This is a genomic window from Crenobacter caeni, from assembly GCF_010435965.1.
In the GTDB taxonomy this organism is placed as follows: domain Bacteria; phylum Pseudomonadota; class Gammaproteobacteria; order Burkholderiales; family Chromobacteriaceae; genus Craterilacuibacter; species Craterilacuibacter caeni.
In genome coordinates, this window is the sequence record NZ_JAAGAA010000009.1 from 96,739 (window position 1) to 115,868 (window position 19,130).

The following is a 19,130-nucleotide window of genomic DNA, read 5'->3' on the forward strand; positions in this document are numbered from 1 at the left end:
CACTGCGTCCCCTTCAGAACGGACAAGGCGCCGGATAAACCGGCGCCTTGCTTGCGCAGGATCAAGCGGGCGGGGCGAAGCCCGCGCCGCCTTACCAGACCTGCAGGTAGGCGAGCATGCCCTCGGCAGCCTGGCGGCCTTCGAACACCGCGCGCACCACCAGGTCGGCGCCGCGCACCATGTCGCCGCCGGCGAACACCTTGGGGTTGCTGGTCTGATGCTTGAACGCGCCGCGCGCCGGCGCGACGGTGCGGCCGCGCTCGTCGGTGACGATGTTCGCCGACTCGAACCAGCCGGCCGCTTCGGCCTGGAAGCCGAAGGCGACGATCACGTGGTCGCACGCGAGCTGCGTCTCGCTGCCCGGCACCACCTCGGCGCTGCGTCGGCCCTTGGCGTCCGGCGCGCCCAGCCGCGTCTCGGCCAGCGTCAGCAGCAGGCTGCCGTCGGCCTCCGCGGTCACGCCCATCGGCTGGCGGTTCCACAGGAACTCGACGCCTTCCTCGCGCGCGTTGGTGACTTCGCGCTTGGAGCCGGGCATGTTCGCCTCGTCGCGGCGGTACGCGCAGATCACCTGGCGGGCGCCCTGGCGGATCGAGGTGCGGTTGCAGTCCATCGCGGTGTCGCCGCCGCCGAGCACGACCACGCGCTTGCCGGCCATGTTAAGCGGTGCTTCATCGCCTAGCGTGCCCATGCTCTGGCGTACGTTGTTGATCAGGAAGGGCAGCGCCTCGAGCACACCCGAGGTGTCTTCGCCGGCGAAACCGCCCTGCATGTACTTGTACGCGCCCATGCCCATGAACACTGCGTCATAGTCGGCGAGCAGGGTGTCGATGGACACGTCGCGGCCGATTTCGGTGTTCAGGCGGAATTCGACGCCCATCCCCTCCATGATCTCGCGGCGACGCTGGACCACGCTCTTTTCCAGCTTGAATTCGGGGATGCCGAAGGTCAGCAGGCCGCCAATCTCCTCGTAGCGGTCGAACACGACTGCGCGTACGCCGTTGCGCACCAGCACGTCGGCGCAGGCGAGGCCGGCCGGGCCGGCACCGATCACCGCGACCTTCTTGTCGGTCCACACCACCTGGCTCATGTCCGGGCGCCAGCCGGCCTTGTACGCCTCGTCGGTGATGTACTTCTCGACGCTGCCGATGGTGACCGCGCCGAAGCCGCCCTGTTCGAGCGTGCACGCGCCTTCGCACAGGCGGTCCTGCGGGCAGACGCGGCCGCAGATCTCGGGCAGCGAGTTGGTCTTGTGAGACATTTCGGCCGCCTCGAACAGGCGCCCTTCCTTCACTAGCTTCAGCCAGTTCGGGATGTAGTTGTGCACCGGGCACTCCCACTCGCAGTAGGGGTTGCCGCAGGCGAGGCAGCGCCCGGCCTGGTCCGCCGCATCCACCGGATGCAGCGGCGCGTAGATTTCCTTGAACTCGACCTTGCGCACCGCGGCTTCGACCTTGTCGCCGGGGTTGCGGCTGAGCTTCATGAACTGGAAGACATCGTTTGCCATGTTCTATTCCTTGCCGGCGCCCGCGGCAGGCGGGCGCCGTCCGCGGTCAGTCTTTCAACAGGGATTCCAGCTTCGCCGCCTTGGGCTTGACGAGCCAGAAGTAGTCGACGTAGTCGTCGAAGTTCTCCAGCATCGCGCGGCCGGTCTCGGAACCGGTCAGCTCGACATGCTTGGCGATCTTCTCCAGCAGGAAGGCGCGGTACATGCCCATCGCCTCACCGTTGATCAGGTGGATGTCGACCAGTTCGTTGTTGTAGCGGTACGGGAAGCGCTCGTTCCTGTCGTAGACGAAGGCGAAGCCGCCGGTCATGCCCGCGCCGAAGTTGTAGCCGGTCTCGCCCAGCACGACGACGGTGCCGCCGGTCATGTACTCGCAGCAGTGGTCGCCCGCGCCCTCGATCACCGCCAGCGCGCCCGAGTTGCGTACGGCGAAGCGCTCGCCCGCGACGCCCGCCGCGAACAGCTGGCCGCCGGTCGCGCCGTACAGACAGGTGTTGCCGATGATGATGGACTCGCTCGCCTTGTAGCTCGCGGCTTTGGGCGGGTAGATCACCACGCGGCCGCCGGCCATGCCCTTGCCGACGTAGTCGTTGGCATCGCCTTCCAGTTCGAGGTGCAGCCCTGGCGCGTTCCACACGCCCAGGCTCTGGCCGGCCGAGCCGGTCAGCTTGACCTTCAGGCAGCCGAACGGCAGGCCTTCGGCGCCGTGCACGCGGGCGATCTCGCCGGAGAGGCGCGCGCCGATCGAGCGGTGGATATTCTCGACCGGATACTCGAGCTGCAGCATCTGCTTGGCCGCGATCGCACCCTTCGCGTCGGAAAGCATCTGCTGCGCAAGCTCGCCCTTGTCAAACGAGGGGTTGGACTCGCTGACGCAGAAGCGCGGCTCGCTGTCCGGCACCTGGCCCAGGCTGATCAGCGGGGCGAGGTCGAGCTTCTGCTGCTTGGCGGTCTCGCCCTCGGCAAGCTCGATCAGGTCCATGCGGCCGATCAGCTCTTCCATGCTGCGCACGCCCAGCTTGGCCATCCATTCGCGCGTCTCGCGGGCGATGAACAGGAAGTAGTTCATCACCATCTCGGGCAGGCCGATGAAGTACTTCGAGCGCAGCTTCACTTCCTGGGTGGCGACGCCGGTCGCGCAGTTGTTCAGGTGGCAGATGCGCAGGTACTTGCAGCCGAGCGCGACCATCGGGCCGGTGCCGAAGCCGAAGCTCTCGGCGCCGAGCGCGGCGGCCTTGACCACGTCAAGACCGGTCTTCAGGCCGCCGTCGGTCTGCACGCGCACGCGGCCGCGCAGGCCGTTGGCACGCAGCACCTGCTGCGCCTCGGACAGGCCCAGCTCCCACGGCGTGCCGGCGTATTTGACCGAGGTCAGCGGCGATGCGCCGGTGCCGCCGTCGTAGCCGGAGATGGTGATCAGGTCGGCGTAGGCCTTGGCCACGCCGGCGGCAACGGTGCCGACGCCCGGTTCGGCAACCAGCTTGACCGAAACCAGCGCCGACGGGTTGACTTCCTTCAGGTCGAAGATCAGCTGCGCTAGGTCTTCGATCGAGTAGATGTCGTGGTGCGGCGGCGGCGAGATCAGGCTGACGCCTTCCTTGGCGTGGCGCAGGCGGGCGATCAGGCCGGACACCTTGTCGCCCGGCAGCTGGCCGCCTTCGCCGGGCTTGGCGCCCTGTGCGACCTTGATCTGCAGCACCTCGGCGTTGACCAGGTAGTGCGGGGTGACGCCGAAGCGGCCGGAAGCCACCTGCTTGATCTTCGACATCTTCTCGGTGCCGTAGCGCGCCGCGTCTTCGCCGCCTTCGCCGCTGTTGGAGCGGCCGCCCAGGCGGTTCATCGCGATCGCCAGCGCCTCGTGCGCCTCGGGCGAGAGCGCGCCCAGCGACATGCCGGCGGAGTCGAAGCGCTTGAGGATGGCCTCGATCGGCTCGACCTCGTCCAGCGGGATCGGCGTCGGCGCGAGCTTGAGCTGCATCAGGTCGCGGAACATGGCGACCGGGCGGGTGTTCACCAGGTGCGCGTAGGTCTGGTACGCGTCGTAGTCGTCGTTCTGTACTGCCTTTTGCAGCATGGTGACGACGTCCGGGTTGTACGCGTGGTACTCCTCGCCGTGCACGTACTTGAGCAGGCCGCCCTGCGTCAGCGGACGCATCGGGTTGAACGCGTAGCGGGACAGTTTCTTCTGATCGTCCTCGAAGTCGTCGAAGCTGGCGCCGCCGATGCGCGAGACGGTGCCCTTCAGGCACAGCTCGACCACGTCGCCGTGTACGCCGACCGCTTCAAAAAGCTGGGCGCCGCGGTAGGACGCGATGGTCGAGATGCCCATCTTGGAGAGCACCTTCAACAGGCCCTTGTTGATGCCCTTGCGGTAGTGCTGCAGCGCCTCGTTGACCTTGCACTTGACCTCGCCGCTTTGCACCAGCTCGATGATGCTCTGGTAGGCGAGGTAGGGGTAGACCGCGGTCGCGCCGTAGCCGATCAGGCACGCCATCTGGTGCGCGTCGCGCACGGTGCCGGTCTCGACCACGATATTGGTCTTGCAGCGCAGGCCGGCGTCGATCAGCGCGTGGTGTACCGCGCCGGTCGCGAACAGCGCGTGGATGGGCAGGCGGTTCGCGGTGAGGTTGCGGTCGGACAGCACGACGACGACCGTTCCTTCGCGCACCGCGTCGGTCACGTGGCGGGCGAGGCGGCGCAGCGCGTCTTCCAGCGCGCCTTCGGCCGGGTCGTAGCACAGGTCGAAGCTGGTCGACTTCAGGTAGGCCTCGGGGCGGGTGGTGACGCGCACGAACTTCTCGTGGCTGAGCACCGGGCTGCGCACTTCGAGGCGCTTGGCGTGCTCGGCGCTCTCTTCGAACATATTGCGCTCGGGGCCGAACACCGAGTTGAGCGACATCACCACCGCCTCGCGGATCGGGTCGATCGGCGGGTTGGTCACCTGTGCGAACTGCTGGCGCAGGTAGTCGTATGGAGAGCGCACCTTCTGGCTGAGCACCGCCATCGGGGTGTCGTCGCCCATCGAGCCGACCGCCTCCTGGCCGTCCTCGGCGAGCACGCGCAGGATCTGGTCGCGCTCCTCGAAGCTCAGGTTGAACAGCTTCTGCAGCGTCAGCAGTTGCTGCTTGGGCATCGCCTCGAGCTGGCTGTCGTCCTCGATGGAGAGCTCGAGATACTGCGCGGACTCCTTGATCCACTGGCGGTACGGCTTGGCGCTCTTGAGCTGGGCGTCGATCTGTTCGGGCAGCAAGAGCTCGCCGGTGGCCAGATCGGCCGCGAACAGCTGGCCGGGCTTGACGCGGCCCTTCCTGACCACGTCTTCGGGCTTGTAGTCCCACACGCCGACTTCGGACGCGATGGTCAGCACGTTGTCTTTTGTCAGCACCCAGCGCGCCGGGCGCAGGCCGTTGCGGTCGAGCATGCACGCCGCGTAGCGGCCGTCGGTCAGCACGATGCCGGCCGGGCCGTCCCACGGCTCCATGTGCATCGAGTTGAATTCGTAGAACGCGCGCAGGTCCTTGTCGGTCGAGTCGACGTTCTGCCACGCTGGGGGCACCAACAGGCGCAGCGCGCGGAACAGCGGGATGCCGCCCATCAGCAGGCCTTCGAGCATGTTGTCGAGGCTCATCGAGTCGGAGCCGTCGGTCTGCACGATGGGGCGCACCGCGTCCATGTCGAGGTGCTCGGACGCCATGATGCGTTCGCGTGCGCGCGCCCAGTTGCGGTTGCCCTGCACGGTGTTGATCTCGCCGTTGTGCGCGAGGAAGCGGAACGGCTGCGCGAGCTTCCACTGCGGCCAGGTATTGGTCGAGAAGCGCTGGTGGAACACCGCCAGGCTGGACTCGAAGCGCGGGTCCTTCAGGTCGAGGTAGAACTCGGGCAGGTTGTCCGGCGTGACCAGGCCCTTGTACGACAGCGTGTGCGGCGACAGCGTCGGCAGGTAGAAGTAGGCGTCGTCGGCCTTGTTCGCCTTCTCGGCCATGCGGCGTGCCATATACAGGCGGCGCTGGAAGGTCGGCTCGTCCATGCCGAACGGGCAGTTGACGAAGACCTGGACCATCGCCGGCAGGGTCTCCAGCGCGACTTTGCCGCAGGCGTCGGTATTGACCGGCACCGTGCGGAAGCCGGCGACCTCGAGCGACTGCTCTTCGAGGTATTCCTTGAGGCGGCGCAGGCTCTTCTGGCCGGCGGCCTCGTCAGGGTGGTGGAACACCAGCCCCGCAGCGTACACTGCCTTGAGCGAGAGCCCCGCTTCCTGCGCGACCGCGCGCAAAAAGCCGTCCGGTTTGCGGAAGAGGAGGCCGCAGCCGTCGCCCGACTTGCCGTCGGCGGCGACCGCGCCGCGGTGCGTCAGTTTGGCGAGCGAGGAGATCGCGGTGCCGACCAGCCAGTGGCTGGGCTTGTCGTCCAGCTGGGCGATCAGGCCGAAACCGCAGCTGTCCTGCTCGAAGTCCGGGCGATACAACGTGCCCGCTAGCCAGCGCTGTCTGTCCATGTGGGTTGCCTGCTATTAATGTGAAACGAATGACTTGATTCTAAAGTCATAAGTGGCAAGGCCGCAACACGTATTTGTGCGGTGCGAAATGCAATACAAAACAGTAACTTGCGTGATTTTTACGGGGTTTCCCTAAGGCGCATTGATGCAGTTGCATTTGTGTTTTTGAGACGCCGGTTTTAATTATGGCGACGGTTTGACCGGGCGCAGTGACGCCTGTCATCAATTGTGTTGCGCATATTGTCAGACATGGAAATACCTGATCCCGCCGAAGGCATGGCCGGCCGCGCGCTCGCCGAGCAGGCGCTGTCGCGCGCGGCCGGCACGCCCCTGCTCGGCGGCAACCGCGCGCAGCTGCTGTACGACAGCGGCGAGAATTTCCCGGCATGGCTTGAAGCGATCCACGCCGCCCGCACGAGCGTCTACATCGAGATGTACCTGTTCGCCGACGACGCATTCGGCCGTACCCTGCGCGACGCGCTGGCCGAACGCGCGCGCGCAGGCGTCGAAGTGCGCTTGCTGGTTGACTGGTTCGGCTGCGCGCGCGAGTGCCTGGCCGGGTTTTTCCGGCCGCTGCAGGCCGCGGGCGCCCAGGTGCGTGCCTACAACCCGCCGTCGCTGTCGGTCGGGCTTGGCTTTGTCGGGCGCAACCACCGAAAGCAGATCATCGTCGACGCCGCCCGGGTGTTCGTCGGCGGCCTGTGTGCGAGCAGCCGCTGGGAAGGGGACGCTAGCGCCGGCGTCGAGCCGTGGCGCGATACCGGCGTGGTGCTGGCAGGGCCGGTGCTCGCCGAGGCGCTCGCCGCGTTTTCCGACAGCTGGGTTAGTTGCGGCGGCGAGCCGCTGCCGGCGGCCAGCGTGCCTGCGGCACAAGGCGGCGTCGCCGCGCGGCTGATCGCGACGACCCCCAGCCGCGCCAACCTGATGCGGCTCGACCTGATGATCGCGGCGTTCGCCCGCGAGACGCTGTGGATTACCGACGCCTACTTCATGGCGACCGGCACCTACCTCTCGGCGCTGCAGAACGCCGCGCGCGACGGCGTCGACGTGCGCCTGCTGGTACCGCGCTCGAGCGATATCGGCTGGATCGCGACGGTGTCGCGCACCCAGTACCGGCCACTGTTGGAGGCCGGCGTGCGGGTGTTCGAGTGGAACGGGCCGATGATCCACGCCAAGACCGCGGTCGCCGACGCGCGCTGGGCACGCATCGGTTCGAGCAACCTCAACGTGTCGAGCTGGCTCGCCAACCGCGAACTGGACGTGTCGATCGAGGATGCAGCGCTCGCCGGCGAGCTCGCCGCGCGTTTCTACCAGGACCTTGACCACGCGACCGAGGTGGTGCTCGGCGGCAAGCGCGGCCGCCCGGTACTGTCGCAGCCCAGGCGCGGCGACGGGGTGCCTCTGCTCAATCCGGTGGCGGGCGCGGTGCGCGCGCGTGCGACCGCCCGCGCCGCCGCGCGGCAAGCCGCGCGCATCGGCGACACGCTGGGCGCGGTGGTGCGCGGCACGCGCGAGCTGGAGGCGAGCGAGGCGTCGGCCTTGCTGACGCTGGGCGCGTCGCTCATGCTGGTGGCGATCGCGGTCGGCTTCTTCCCGTGGCTGGCCGCCGCCCCCGTCCTGTTGCTGCTATCGTTGGGCGGGGTGACCATTGTTGCGCGTTCGCTACAGCTGTACCGCCAGCGGCGTGCGTGCGCGGACGCCGCTGCGGGCTACAAAAATGCTGCGGTACAGGGCGGAAAACCGGCCAAAATAGGCCGCGGGGAGGCCGTCGCCAGCGAAGCTGCCGCCCACGCTGCGGATCAGGTCTTTACACGGGACGACACGCGTCTATAATGCGCGCCCACAGGGTTATTCGAAGGCGGGCCGCCAAGGCCTGCCCTAAGCCGGCAGACGTGTGAGATGGCTAGCCATCCGGGGCGGACCGCGGTGCAAAGCTCCCAAATGAACCGGCGTGGTAGCGCCGGAATTTGACGTGACAACGCGCCTCAAGGCCAGCCTTCCCGGGCGGCGGCTCCGCAAGGAGCGCTCGTACAGAACTGTGCCCCAACGCGCACCGAGTGACACTTCTGGCGTTCGCGCCGAAGGCCGCAAGGCGTTACAGGTGCCCGGCCCCGACTCCGCCCGCAGGCGGGGGACGACCCCATCCTTGCCGTAGTGCGACTTCGCCCGACGCCTGGTGTCCTGGATTCATTCCCAAGGGGACTCAGGTATGCGTTTTCGTTTTCCCATCGTCGTCATCGACGAAGACTTCCGTTCCGAGAACACCAGCGGCTCCGGCATCCGCGAGCTCGCGTCCGCCATTGAAGAGCGCGGCATGGAGGTGGTCGGCTACACCAGCTACGGCGACCTGACCGCGTTCGCGCAGCAGCAAAGCCGCGCTGCCGGCTTCATCCTCTCCATCGACGACGAGGAATTCCAGACGCAGGACAGCACCGACGCCGCGCTGGGCAAGCTGTACGGCTTCGTCGCCGAGATCCGCCGCCGCAACCCGGACATCCCGGTCTACCTGTACGGCGAGACGCGCACCGCGCGCCATATCCCGAACGACATCCTGCGCGAGCTGCACGGCTTCATCCACATGCACGAGGACACGCCGGACTTCGTCGCCCGCCACATCATCCGCGAGGCCAAGTCCTACCTCGACAGCCTGGCACCGCCGTTCTTCCGCGCGCTGGTCGACTACGCCAACGACGGCTCGTATTCCTGGCACTGCCCGGGCCACTCCGGCGGCGTCGCCTTCCTGAAGAGCCCGGTCGGCCAGATGTTCCACCAGTTCTTCGGCGAGAACATGCTGCGCGCCGACGTGTGCAACGCGGTGGATGAGCTGGGCCAGCTGCTCGACCACACCGGCCCGGTGGCAGCCAGTGAGCACAACGCCGCGCGCATCTTCAGCTGCGACCACCTGTTCTTCGTCACCAACGGCACCTCGACCTCGAACAAGATCGTCTGGCACAGCACCGTCGCCGCCGGCGACATCGTGCTGGTCGACCGCAACTGCCACAAGTCCAACCTGCACGCGATCATGATGACCGGCGCGATCCCTGTGTTCCTGATGCCGACGCGCAACCACTACGGCATCATCGGCCCGATCCCGAAGAGCGAGTTCTCGCTGGAGAACATCCGCCGCAAGATCCTGGCCAACCCGTTCGCGCGCGAGGCGCTCGAGAAGAACCCGGACGCCAAGCCGCGCATCCTGACCATCACCCAGTCGACCTACGACGGCATCCTGTACAACGTCGAGGAGATCAAGAGCCTGCTCGACGGCGAAGTCGACACCCTGCACTTCGACGAAGCCTGGCTGCCGCACGCGAGCTTCCACGACTTCTACGGCGACTTCCACGCCATCGGCGAGGACCGCCCGCGCTGCAAGGAGTCGATGATCTTCTCGACCCAGTCGACCCACAAGCTGTTGGCCGGTTTGAGCCAGGCGTCGCAGATCCTGGTGCAGGACCCGCAGAACCGTCAGCTGGACGTGCCTTCCTTCAACGAGGCGTACCTGATGCACACCTCGACCAGCCCGCAGTACGCGATCATCGCCAGCTGCGACGTCGCCGCTGCGATGATGGAACAGCCGGGCGGGCGGGCGCTGGTCGAGGAGTCGCTGGTCGAGGCGCTGGACTTCCGCCGCGCGATGCGCAAGGTGGACGAGGAGTACGGCAGCGACTGGTGGTTCCGCGTGTGGGGCCCGCAGGCGCTGTCCGACGACGGCATCTGCGACCCGGCCGAATGGCAGCTCAAGCCCGAGGAGCGCTGGCACGGCTTCGCAGGCATCGAGGAAGGCTTCAACCTGCTCGACCCGATCAAGGCGACCCTGCTCACCCCGGGCCTAGATGTCGACGGCAGCTTCGAGGAGATGGGCATCCCGGCGGCCATCGTCACCAAGTACCTGACCGAGCACGGCGTGGTGGTCGAGAAGACCGGCCTCTACAGCTTCTTCATCATGTTCACCATCGGCATCACCAAGGGCCGCTGGAACACGCTGATCTCGCTGCTGCAGCAGTTCAAGGACGACTTCGACAAGAACCAGCCGATGTGGCGCATCATGCCGGAGTTCGTCGCCAAGCACCCGCAGTACGAGCGGGTGGGCCTGCGCGACCTGTGCCAGAAGATCCACCAGCTGTACGCGCGCCACGACATCGCGCGGCTGACTACCGAGATCTACCTGTCCGAGATGGAGCCGGCGATGAAGCCGTCCGACGCGTTCTCGCGCATGGCGCATCGCGATATCGAGCGGGTGCCGGTCGACGAACTGCTCGGCCGCGTCACCGCCGTGCTGCTGACGCCTTACCCGCCAGGCATCCCGCTGCTGATCCCGGGCGAGCGCTTCAACAGCACCATCGTCGACTATCTGAAGTTCGTGCAGGACTTCAACCGCGAGCTGCCGGGCTTCGAGACCGACGTGCACGGCCTGGTGCCGACCGAGGTCGACGGACGCAAGGTGTACTGCGTCGACTGCGTGCGTTAAGCGCTGGCTGCAGATAGCAGTTAAAGAGGGTGGCCGCTTGGCCGCCCTTTTTTTGCGCGTGCGGCCTTGCCTTGGCGCGGTACAGGTGGGCGCAGGCGAGCTTCGGGCCGGGCATGGCAGGAAGCGGAATGTCCTGTCGGGCTGCTAGGGGGGTGGGCGAAGAGGAGGGTTCGCGGTAGCCGGCAGAAGAGGGCGGCACCGGCAATGAGAGCCGACGGAGGAAAAAACAAAACCCCGCCGAAGTTTGGCGGGGTTGGCGGGACGGTTTGGCGTGCTCAGGCCGGGTGGTGCTGGAACAGGCGTTCGATCAGCGCACTGCAGCGCTGGGCGATCACCTTGCGGCGCAGCTTGAGCGTCGGCGCCAGTTCGCCGGCGTCGACGCACCAGGCGCGGTCGACCAGCGCGATCTTCTTCACGTGCTCCCAGCTGCCGAAGTAGCGGTTGAAACGCTTCACCTCGCGCTCGATCAGCGCCTGCACCTTGGGGTTGCGCGCCATCTCGGCGTCGCTGGTGTAGGCGATGCCCTGCTGGCCGCACCACTCCTTGATCTTGTCGAAGAGTGGCACGATCAGCGCGGCGGCGTACTTCTGGCCGTCGCCGACCACCATCACCTGGTCGATGAACGCCGATTCCTTCAGCTTGTTCTCGATCACCTGCGGCGCGATGTACTTGCCGTTCGACGTCTTGAACATTTCCTTCTTGCGGTCGGTGATGGTCAGCACGCCGTCTTCGAGCTTGCCGATGTCGCCGGTGTGCAGCCAGCCGTCGATGATGGTCTCGGCGGTCTGCTCGGGCTCCTTGTAGTAGCCGACCATCACGTTCGGGCCGCGCACCAGGATCTCGCCGTCTTCGGCGATCTTCACCTCGACGTGCGGCAGCGGCACGCCGACCGAACCGATGCGCACGCGCGCCGGGTCGAAGAGGTTGGCGGTCACCACTGGCGAGCATTCGGTCATGCCGTAGCCTTCGGCGACCATGATGCCGGCGGCCCACATCAGGCGGGCCAGGCGCGGCTGCAGCGCGGCCGAGCCGACGTTGACCCACTTGAGCTCGCCGCCCATCGCCGCGCGCCACTTGCTGAAGATCATCTTGTCGGCGAAGGCGAGCTGCGCCTTCTGCCACAGGCCAAGCTTGGCGTTCGGGTCGTAGTTTTCGGCAAGCTCGAGCGCCCACTTGTAAAGCTTCTGCTTGGAGCCGGTCAGCTCGGTCGCCTTGCCGGCCAGCTTGTCATGCAGCTTTTCCAGCACGCGCGGCACCGCGCTGAAGGTGTGCGGGCGCACTTCCTGCATCGCGCTGGAGAGCTGCTCGACGCCGGCGAAGTAGACGCCGGTGCACGAGGACATGTAGTAGTACACGCCGGCGCGCTCGAAAATGTGCGACAGCGGCAGGAAGGACAGTGCGCGCAGCGTGCCGACCGGCAGTTTGGTATGCTCGGCGGTGGCGGCCACGGTGCTCACCAGGTTGTGGTGCGACAGCATCACGCCCTTGGAGCGGCCGGTGGTGCCCGAGGTGTAGATGATGGTGAACACCTCGTCGGCGCGGACGCTGTCGCGCAGCGCTGCGAGCATCACGTCGTCGCCGCCGTCGCCCAGCATCTCGACTTCGCGCCACGAGCGCACGTCTTCGATGTCGTTGAACGAGTAGATCGGGCTGCTCATGCGGCCCAGCGCCTCGTGGACTTTCTTGTGCTGCGAGGCGTTGCCGACGAAGGCCATCTTCACGTCGGCGTGCATCAGGATGTAGCTGGCGTCCTCGACGGTGACTGTCGGGTAGATCGGCACGCTGACCGCGCCGATCTGCTGCAGGGCGAGGTCGACCAGTACCCATTCGATGCAGTTGTCGGCCATGATCGCGACGCGGTCGCCGCGGCCGATGCCGAGGCGGAGGAAACCATGGCTGACGCGGTTGATCGTTTCCACCACCACGGGGGTCGACAGCCGCAGCCACTGTTTGCCCTTGCGGGCGCTCAGGCAGTCGGGGCGGGGCTGGGTTTCCAGCTGGTGGTAAAGGAAGTCAAAGGCGCGTTCAAGCTTCATGCGAAATCGGGTTCGAATGCGAAAGGACGCACCATATCCCCATTCGCCAATGCTGTAAAGCCTTGATCCGAGGCGGATTTGTCCGATATCAAGCTGGAATCGGCAACAAGTCCGCGTTAGAACGATACCGTGTGGTATCGAAAAAAATGTGGCCGGCAGGCAAGTCCTCGCCCGGACTGTTCAAACGTTTGACTTATAAATCCGAGGGTTAAGATGAAGTTTTCCACCCGCGCCGTCCATGCAGGCTACGACCATCACGGCCACCGCAACGCGGTGATGCCGCCGATCTACCAGACCTCGGTGTTTGCCTTCGACGAGATCGGCGAGGCACGCGATTTTTCGTACGCGCGCAGCGGAACGCCGACCCGCGCCGCGCTGGAGGGGGCGCTGGCCAGCCTCGAAAACGCCCAGCACGGCATGGCGTTTGCCAGCGGGATGGCGGCGATCGACGCCGTGCTGCGCGCGTGCCTCAAGCCCGGCGACGAGGTGGTCGCGGTGGCCGACTTGTACGGCGGTGCCTGGCGGCTGCTGACCCGGGTGATGGTGCCGTGGGGCGTCAAGGTGAGCTTCGTCGACCTGACCGACCCGGCGCGGCTGGAGGCGGCGCTGAACCCGGCGGTCAAGCTGGTGTGGCTGGAATCGCCGACCAACCCGCTCCTCAATCTGGTCGACATCGCCGCGCTGTCGGCGATTGCCCGCGCACACGGCGTGCCGGTCGCCGTCGACAACACCTTCGCGACGCCCTACCTGCAGAATCCGCTCGACCTGGGCGCCGATATCGTCGTCCATTCGGCGACCAAATACCTCGGTGGCCACTCCGACGTGTTGCTGGGCCTGGTTGCGGTCAACGACGACAAGCTGTTCCAGGCGATTCGCTTCGTGCAGAACTCTGCCGGCAACGTGCCTGGCCCGCAGGACTGTTTCCTCTGCCTGCGCGGCATCAAGACGCTGGCGCTGCGCATGCAGCGCCACTGTGAGAACGCACTACAGGCCGCGCGCTTCCTTAGAGAGCATCCGGCGGTGGAGAAGGTGTTCTACCCGGGGCTCTCCGACCATCCGCAGCACGCGCTGGCCGCGCGGCAGATGCGCGCGTTCGGCGGCATCGTGTCGATCTATCTAAAGGAAGACACGCGCGAGGCGGCCAACCGTGTCGCGACATCATTAAAGCTGTTTGCGCTCGCCGAGTCGCTGGGCGGGGTCGAGTCGCTCATCAACCATAGCTGGACGATGTCGCACGGCTCGCTGCCACCTGCTGACAAGCAGGCGCTTGGCCTGCGGGAAGGCGGCCTGCGCCTGTCGCTCGGCGTCGAGGATATCGACGACCTGCTGGCAGACCTTGCGCAGGCGCTGGGCTGAGGCGGATGGCGGGGCAGAGCTTGTGCGCGCGGGGCGCTGCCCCGACAATGGTTTTATCCGACCAAAACGCTAAGGAATAACCATGAGCGCACCCGCCACCGAATCCTTCACCCGAGAAACCGTGCTGTGGCGTCAGCGCTGGAGCGACAAGCTGTTCAGCTTCCGCATCAGCCGGCCGGACAACTGGCGCTTTACCGCCGGTCAGTTCGCCCGCATCGGGCTGGAAGACGGCGCGGGAAAGGTCTGGCGTGCGTATTCGATGGTGAACGCTGAGTGGGACGACTACCTCGAGTTCTACTCGATCGTCGTCCCCGACGGCCTGCTGACGCCGCGGCTGTCCCGACTGGAAGTGGGCGACACGTTGCTGCTCGACGCGCGTGCCAACGGCTTCTTCACCGCCGACCGCTTGCCCGACGGCGAGGTGCTGTGGCTGCTCGCCACCGGCACCGGCCTCGCGCCCTACCTCTCCATCCTGCAGCTACCCGCCACCTGGCAACGCTTCGGCGCGATCCGCCTGGTGCACGGCGTGCGCGACGCGGCGGATCTCAACTACCGGGACTTCATCGCCCAACTGCCGAACCACCCGCTGTGGCAGGCGCACGCGCACAAGTTCGGCTACCTGCCGGTGGTCACCCGCGACGCGATGCCGAGCGTGCTGTCGGCCAGGCTGCCGCAACTGATCGAAAATGGCGAACTCGCGCGCGCGGCGGGCGTGCCGCTGGAACCCGCAGGGGGGCGGGTGATGATCTGCGGCAACCCGAAGATGGTCGCCGATACCTTCCGCACGCTGGTCGCGCAAGGCTTCAAGCTGTCGCGCCTGCGCGAGCCCGCGCAGGTGGTGTTGGAGAACGGGTGGTAGGCTTGAGGCTGCGTGCGCCTTGTCTATAGTGCGTGGGCGGTCGATGTGACCGGTTGATAAGGAGCAGCACCATGTACCAGAAACTGGCCGCTTTGCTCGGCGCACTCTTGCTGTCCGCCTCGGCGCTGGCCGCCGTCAACCTCAACAGCGCCAGCCAGGCCGAACTCGAGGCGCTCAACGGCATCGGCCCCGCCAAGGCCAAGGCCATCGTCGACTATCGCACGAAGAACGGCCCGTTCAAGAGCGTCGACGACCTCAACAAGGTGCCGGGCATCGGCGACAAGACCATGGAAGCCTTGCGCAAGGACGTGACGGTTGGCGGAGGAATGGCCAAACCGGCGACAGCGCCGGCGGCCAAGCCACCCGCGGCGGCTGCGGGCGCCAAACCAGCAGCGCCCAAGCCCTGAACGCAGAACCGGCCCGCATGGGCCGGTTTTTTATGTTTGCGTTACCGCCGCACGTAGTGCCAAGGGGTGCGGGTGCTGGCGCGATGATTTAGAATTGCCAGCAGGTCAATTCTTTATTCATATCTACGCAAGCATTTTTGGGATGATTTCATGTTGTTGACGATTTTCTTCTGTTCGCTGTTGGCCTCGCTGGCGGTTGGTATCCTGCTGATCCGCACCCAGCACCTGCACGCCAAACTGTCGATGGACCACGACTTGGGCGGCGTGCAGAAATTCCACGCCACCCCCACCCCGCGCATCGGCGGCATTCCGATGCTGGGCGGTTTGCTGGCGGGCGGCGCGGTGCTGATGTGGGCGCCGCAGGCGGATCGCGCGCTGTTCTGGGACGTGCTGCTGGCCGCCGCGCCTGTGTTTGTCGCCGGTCTGGTTGAAGACCTGACCAAGAAGGTGAGCCCGCTGGTGCGTCTGCTGGCCGCGTTTGCGTCGGCGGCGATCGCGCTGTTCAGCGTGAATGCGGTGCTGCCGGGCGTCGGCATTCCGGGGCTGGACCAGCTGCTCAGCGCACTGCCTGTGCTGGCGATGGTGCTGACGGTGTTTGCCGTCGGTGGCGTGTGCCATTCGGTGAACATCATCGACGGCTACAACGGGCTGATGGGCGGCGTGGTGCTGTTTGCGTCTGCCGCCATTGCCTATGTTTCACTGGCCGTCGGTGACATGCCGCTGCTGGCGGTCAGCCTGACGCTGGCAGGCAGCATGTTGGGGTTTCTGGTGTGGAACTTTCCGCGCGGGATGATCTTTGCCGGCGACGCCGGCGCGTATCTGGTCGGCTTCCTGCTGGCCGAACTCGCCGTGCTGCTGGTAGCGCGCCATCCCGGCGTGGTGTCTCCGTGGTTCCCGCTGCTGTTACTGATCTACCCGGTGTTCGAGACGCTGTTCTCGATCTGGCGCAAAAAGTTCGTGCGCAAGATGTCCCCCGGCCTGCCGGATGGTTTGCACTTTCACATGCTGGTGTACAAGCGGCTGGTGCGCTGGATGGTCGGCAGCAAGGAGGCCAAGCACCTGACCCGCCGTAACAGCCTGACCGCGCCTTACCTGTGGGGTGTCGCGCTGTTCTCGATCATGCCAGCCCTGCTGTTCTGGAAGGTGGAGTGGGCGCTGCAGTTATGCGCGTTGCTGTTTGTGGTGGGCTACGTGTGGGTATACCGTCGGCTGGTGACCTTCCGCGCACCGCGGGTGCTGGTGCTGCGCAAGGCCCGCCCACACGCCAAGCCGGCGCTGGTCAAGCACAACAAGGCTGCTTGAGACCGCATACGTAGCATACGTAGGATCGGATAGCCGCCGGCAGGCGGCGTATCCGGCGAATGCCGTGACGGCGTCTACGCCACTTCTCCCATCCAAGCCGAGCACCGGAAACCGGTGGGAGAAGGTGGCGCGCAGCGCCGGATGAAGGGGTTACTTCACCAGCACCGGCTCTTCCTCCAGCAGTGCGGCGATGCCGTCTGTAAGCTGGATCTCGCCGCCCGCGCCGGGCTGGGTGGTCAGCAGCTTGTCGAAGATGCGCGGGGTGAGGATGTAGCGGCCGATCACCGCCAGGGTGGAAGGTGCCACGTCCGGGTGCGGCTTTTCGACGATGCTGGTCACCCGCTGCTGGCCGTTATCCTTGGCGACTTCGACAATCCCGTACGGCTTTGTTGCACAAATCTCCTGAAGGCTAGGCTTCCCCTTTCCCCAAACGCAGTTACCCCACGCGCACCGTAACTGGCCTGCCCAACTACGTGAAGCGGTTGAGCAGTGCCGCACGAATTTGCAACTCCGCCACCTGACGTTCAAACGTCCGCGCCATGACGCGCTCACCCAGCCGTTTGAAGCAGCGCATTTTCGTTTCGACCAGGCTACGCCGGTGGTAGCCACTCCAGCGTTTCCAGATCGTCGAGCCCAGCCTGCGGGTAGCACGTAGAATTTCGTTCCGCGCCCTGGCTCCCGCGCTATCCCCCTTCCACGGTCGACCATTCTTGCGAGCCGAGATGATGGCTTCGGCGTGACGTGCCGCAATGGCCGCGTGGCAGGCTTTGGTATCGTACGCGCCGTCAGCGCTGACGCTCGCAATCGGCTCGTCAGACGGGATCTGGTTGAGTAGCTCTGGCAACATCGGGGCGTCACCCACGCCGTTACCGGTCACTTCGATCGCGCGGATCTCCAGCGTCTCTGCATCGATCCCCAGATGCACCTTGCACCACTGGCGCCGGTATTCGGCACCGTGTTTCTTGCGCTTCCACTCACCCTCGCCGAGAAACTGGATGCCCGTGCTGTCGATCAGCAGCTGAAGCCCTCGACCGTGTTGCTGAGCCGGGATTTTAACGGCGATCGAGTGTTGGCGACGGCTGAGGGTGCTGAAATTCGGCACTTGCCAGTCCAGACCTGCCAGTTTGATCAGGCTTTCGCTCAAGCCGATGGTCTGCCTCAACGCCAAGCCAAACAGGCATTTGACGGACAGGCAGAACTGGATGGCTACATCGCTGAAGGTTGCAGAGCGGCCGGGCTTGCCGGAAGGTTCGGCCTGCCATTGAAAGTTGGTGTCAAGCCAGATCAGAAGTGAGCCGCGCGCCTTGAGCGCGGCATCATACTTGGCCCCGTTGGTCGTCTTGTAGCGGGGCGGTGCGGGTTTACTCATGTCCGGATGCTACCTGACAAGGTCAGCGAGAGGGAGTTGTGCAACAAAGCCGGTTCAAAGACGATAACTGCGCCAGATGGCTGAGGATTTGCTCAACAAGAGGGCTTGCTGCTCACTTGGCAGCAGGTTTCTAGAAGCATCCGTACAGCTCTTGGCAGCGGGGCTGCAACGAGCATTTGAACGGCCTGGTGCGGCAATACTTCCCGAAAGGGAAGACAGATTTCACGAAAGTGACGCAGACGGACCTGGACGAGGTCGAGCGAAAGTTGAATCATCGACCGAGAAAACGGCTTGGCTGGCATTCGCCAGCCAAGGTCTTCCACGGAAGCAAGCCCTTGAATTGAAGGGCTTGCAGGGAGTTGCACTTACTTTTTGAATCCGGCTCCAGATGCGCTTGCGCAGATGGTCGTTGGGGATACGACAGTTATTTCATAATTAAAAATGAAATTGCTATTGCAAACTTATCCCGTAGTCGTCGTCTCATGTGTCGTGCATGGAAAATTAACCATAATCGATCTGCAAAATTAAACCTTTCCAGTTTCTTAATTGGCGCAGCTGCACTGCTTTCACAGAATGTAGCTGTAATTAATATCTGAGATCTGTAATTTCCCGAGCGGATTTTTCTAATTCTTGATAAGGCGGCTTTAAAGCCGCTATTAACACCGATAACATTGCTCGCATGCTGCCTATAGAGCATTGATGGCATTGGATCAATATACCATGAATATCCTTTGCTACGTGCCCATGAGTAGATAGTCCAATCATGCAAATCTATAAGAGAAGAATCATTTTTTTTGTCTCGCAATGTATTTTGTAATTCCAATGCGAATTTTTTTGTTATTACATAGGTGCAGCCAGGACCCGCTGCTTCAAACATATAGTCCCATTTTGTCTGGGGTTGTGCTTTGTTGATTAGTTCCTGCCTGCCACTAGGCCAAAATGCAGTTACATTCGAAGAGTAGCAATCTACGTTGTGCTCTTCAATTTTCGAAATGGCAGTAAATATTTTATCTGCTGACCATATGTCGTCTTGGTCAGACAAAGAAATATAATCAAAATTTTCTAAATTTACACTAGCCAACAGTCGGAAGAAGTTTTGCCCAGCAGATCCACTTGATTTTATGTTTTGCAAAAATGTTATCTTGGGATTTGATTTTTTGAATTCAAAAATTTTCTCAATGGTTTTATCGGTGGACATATCATCACCAATAAAAATATTAATGACATGATCATCCGGTAGGCTTTGTTTTGTTATGGATGTTATCTGCTGTATTATATGCTTTTCGCCATTGAACGAGGCGATTATAACTCCAATGTTAATTGTCTTGTTCATG

General features: G+C 64.3%; 11 protein-coding genes and 2 pseudogenes. 7 read left to right on the forward strand and 6 right to left on the reverse strand.

Annotated features, from left to right (window positions below; genetic code table 11):
• Positions 1-91: 91 nt before the first annotated feature.
• Positions 92-1,507, reverse strand: a complete 1,416-nt coding sequence (locus GZH52_RS10820; RefSeq protein ID WP_163316479.1) for an FAD-dependent oxidoreductase — start codon at positions 1,505-1,507, stop codon at positions 92-94.
• A gap of 46 nt (positions 1,508-1,553) precedes the next feature.
• Entirely contained in the window at positions 1,554-6,002 is a 4,449-nt protein-coding gene (gene gltB, locus GZH52_RS10825) for a glutamate synthase large subunit (protein ID WP_163316480.1), read from the reverse strand.
• Positions 6,003-6,251: 249 nt separating this feature from the next.
• On the opposite strand from gltB, the gene GZH52_RS10830 reads away from it, so the two are divergent.
• Together GZH52_RS10830 and GZH52_RS10835 are read left to right on the forward strand one after the other, a co-directional pair.
• The gene (locus GZH52_RS10830; protein ID WP_163316481.1) at positions 6,252-7,835 is read left to right on the forward strand and encodes a phospholipase D-like domain-containing protein; all 1,584 of its coding nucleotides are present in this window, start codon (positions 6,252-6,254) and stop codon (positions 7,833-7,835) included.
• A gap of 376 nt (positions 7,836-8,211) precedes the next feature.
• A complete protein-coding gene (locus tag GZH52_RS10835) occupies positions 8,212-10,467 on the forward strand; it encodes an arginine/lysine/ornithine decarboxylase (RefSeq protein WP_163316482.1) in 2,256 nt (751 codons plus the stop codon).
• A 275-nt stretch (positions 10,468-10,742) separates the two neighbouring features.
• Here GZH52_RS10835 and GZH52_RS10840 read toward each other — a convergent pair whose 3' ends face one another.
• A complete protein-coding gene (locus GZH52_RS10840; protein ID WP_163316483.1) occupies positions 10,743-12,503 on the reverse strand; it encodes an AMP-dependent synthetase/ligase in 1,761 nt (586 codons plus the stop codon).
• 213 nt (positions 12,504-12,716) lie between these two features.
• On the opposite strand from GZH52_RS10840, the gene GZH52_RS10845 reads away from it, so the two are divergent.
• The 4 genes from GZH52_RS10845 (at position 12,717) to GZH52_RS10860 (ending at position 16,427) form a co-directional block, all read left to right on the forward strand.
• Positions 12,717-13,859 carry a trans-sulfuration enzyme family protein gene (locus GZH52_RS10845; RefSeq protein WP_163316484.1) on the forward strand — a complete coding sequence of 381 codons (1,143 nt, stop codon included), beginning with the start codon at positions 12,717-12,719 and terminating at the stop codon, positions 13,857-13,859.
• A gap of 82 nt (positions 13,860-13,941) precedes the next feature.
• Positions 13,942-14,718: a ferredoxin--NADP reductase gene (locus GZH52_RS10850; RefSeq protein WP_163316485.1), complete on the forward strand. Its 777-nt coding sequence runs from the start codon at positions 13,942-13,944 to the stop codon at positions 14,716-14,718.
• Positions 14,719-14,789: 71 nt separating this feature from the next.
• On the forward strand, positions 14,790-15,125 hold the full coding sequence (locus GZH52_RS10855) for a ComEA family DNA-binding protein (RefSeq protein WP_163316486.1): 336 nt from the start codon (positions 14,790-14,792) through the stop codon (positions 15,123-15,125).
• A gap of 150 nt (positions 15,126-15,275) precedes the next feature.
• Positions 15,276-16,427, forward strand: coding sequence for an MraY family glycosyltransferase (locus tag GZH52_RS10860; RefSeq protein WP_163316487.1), 1,152 nt, complete (start codon positions 15,276-15,278; stop codon positions 16,425-16,427).
• A gap of 159 nt (positions 16,428-16,586) precedes the next feature.
• Here GZH52_RS10860 and GZH52_RS16845 read toward each other — a convergent pair.
• Both GZH52_RS16845 and GZH52_RS10870 read right to left on the reverse strand, forming a co-directional pair.
• Positions 16,587-16,817, reverse strand: a pseudogene (locus tag GZH52_RS16845) (sugar phosphate nucleotidyltransferase); the annotation flags it as partial.
• A gap of 79 nt (positions 16,818-16,896) precedes the next feature.
• On the reverse strand, positions 16,897-17,796 hold the full coding sequence (locus GZH52_RS10870) for an IS5 family transposase (protein ID WP_163316489.1): 900 nt from the start codon (positions 17,794-17,796) through the stop codon (positions 16,897-16,899).
• A 140-nt stretch (positions 17,797-17,936) separates the two neighbouring features.
• Here GZH52_RS10870 and GZH52_RS16850 point away from each other — a divergent pair.
• Positions 17,937-18,140: pseudogene (locus GZH52_RS16850) on the forward strand (transposase); the annotation flags it as partial.
• 80 nt (positions 18,141-18,220) lie between these two features.
• Here GZH52_RS16850 and GZH52_RS10875 read toward each other — a convergent pair.
• A complete protein-coding gene (locus GZH52_RS10875) occupies positions 18,221-19,129 on the reverse strand; it encodes a glycosyltransferase (protein ID WP_163316490.1) in 909 nt (302 codons plus the stop codon).
• Position 19,130: the final 1 nt, after the last annotated feature.

What these genes read in the sequence shown, in the direction of transcription:
- GZH52_RS10820 (WP_163316479.1), bottom strand. Translation starts at nt 1,507, where the DNA reads ATGGCAAACGATGTCTTCCAGTTCATGAAGCTCAGCCGCAACCCCGGC.
- gltB (WP_163316480.1), bottom strand. Translation starts at nt 6,002, where the DNA reads ATGGACAGACAGCGCTGGCTAGCGGGCACGTTGTATCGCCCGGACTTC.
- GZH52_RS10830 (WP_163316481.1), top strand. Translation starts at nt 6,252, where the DNA reads ATGGAAATACCTGATCCCGCCGAAGGCATGGCCGGCCGCGCGCTCGCC.
- GZH52_RS10835 (WP_163316482.1), top strand. Translation starts at nt 8,212, where the DNA reads ATGCGTTTTCGTTTTCCCATCGTCGTCATCGACGAAGACTTCCGTTCC.
- GZH52_RS10840 (WP_163316483.1), bottom strand. Translation starts at nt 12,503, where the DNA reads ATGAAGCTTGAACGCGCCTTTGACTTCCTTTACCACCAGCTGGAAACC.
- GZH52_RS10845 (WP_163316484.1), top strand. Translation starts at nt 12,717, where the DNA reads ATGAAGTTTTCCACCCGCGCCGTCCATGCAGGCTACGACCATCACGGC.
- GZH52_RS10850 (WP_163316485.1), top strand. Translation starts at nt 13,942, where the DNA reads ATGAGCGCACCCGCCACCGAATCCTTCACCCGAGAAACCGTGCTGTGG.
- GZH52_RS10855 (WP_163316486.1), top strand. Translation starts at nt 14,790, where the DNA reads ATGTACCAGAAACTGGCCGCTTTGCTCGGCGCACTCTTGCTGTCCGCC.
- GZH52_RS10860 (WP_163316487.1), top strand. Translation starts at nt 15,276, where the DNA reads ATGTTGTTGACGATTTTCTTCTGTTCGCTGTTGGCCTCGCTGGCGGTT.
- GZH52_RS10870 (WP_163316489.1), bottom strand. Translation starts at nt 17,796, where the DNA reads ATGAGTAAACCCGCACCGCCCCGCTACAAGACGACCAACGGGGCCAAG.
- GZH52_RS10875 (WP_163316490.1), bottom strand. Translation starts at nt 19,129, where the DNA reads ATGAACAAGACAATTAACATTGGAGTTATAATCGCCTCGTTCAATGGC.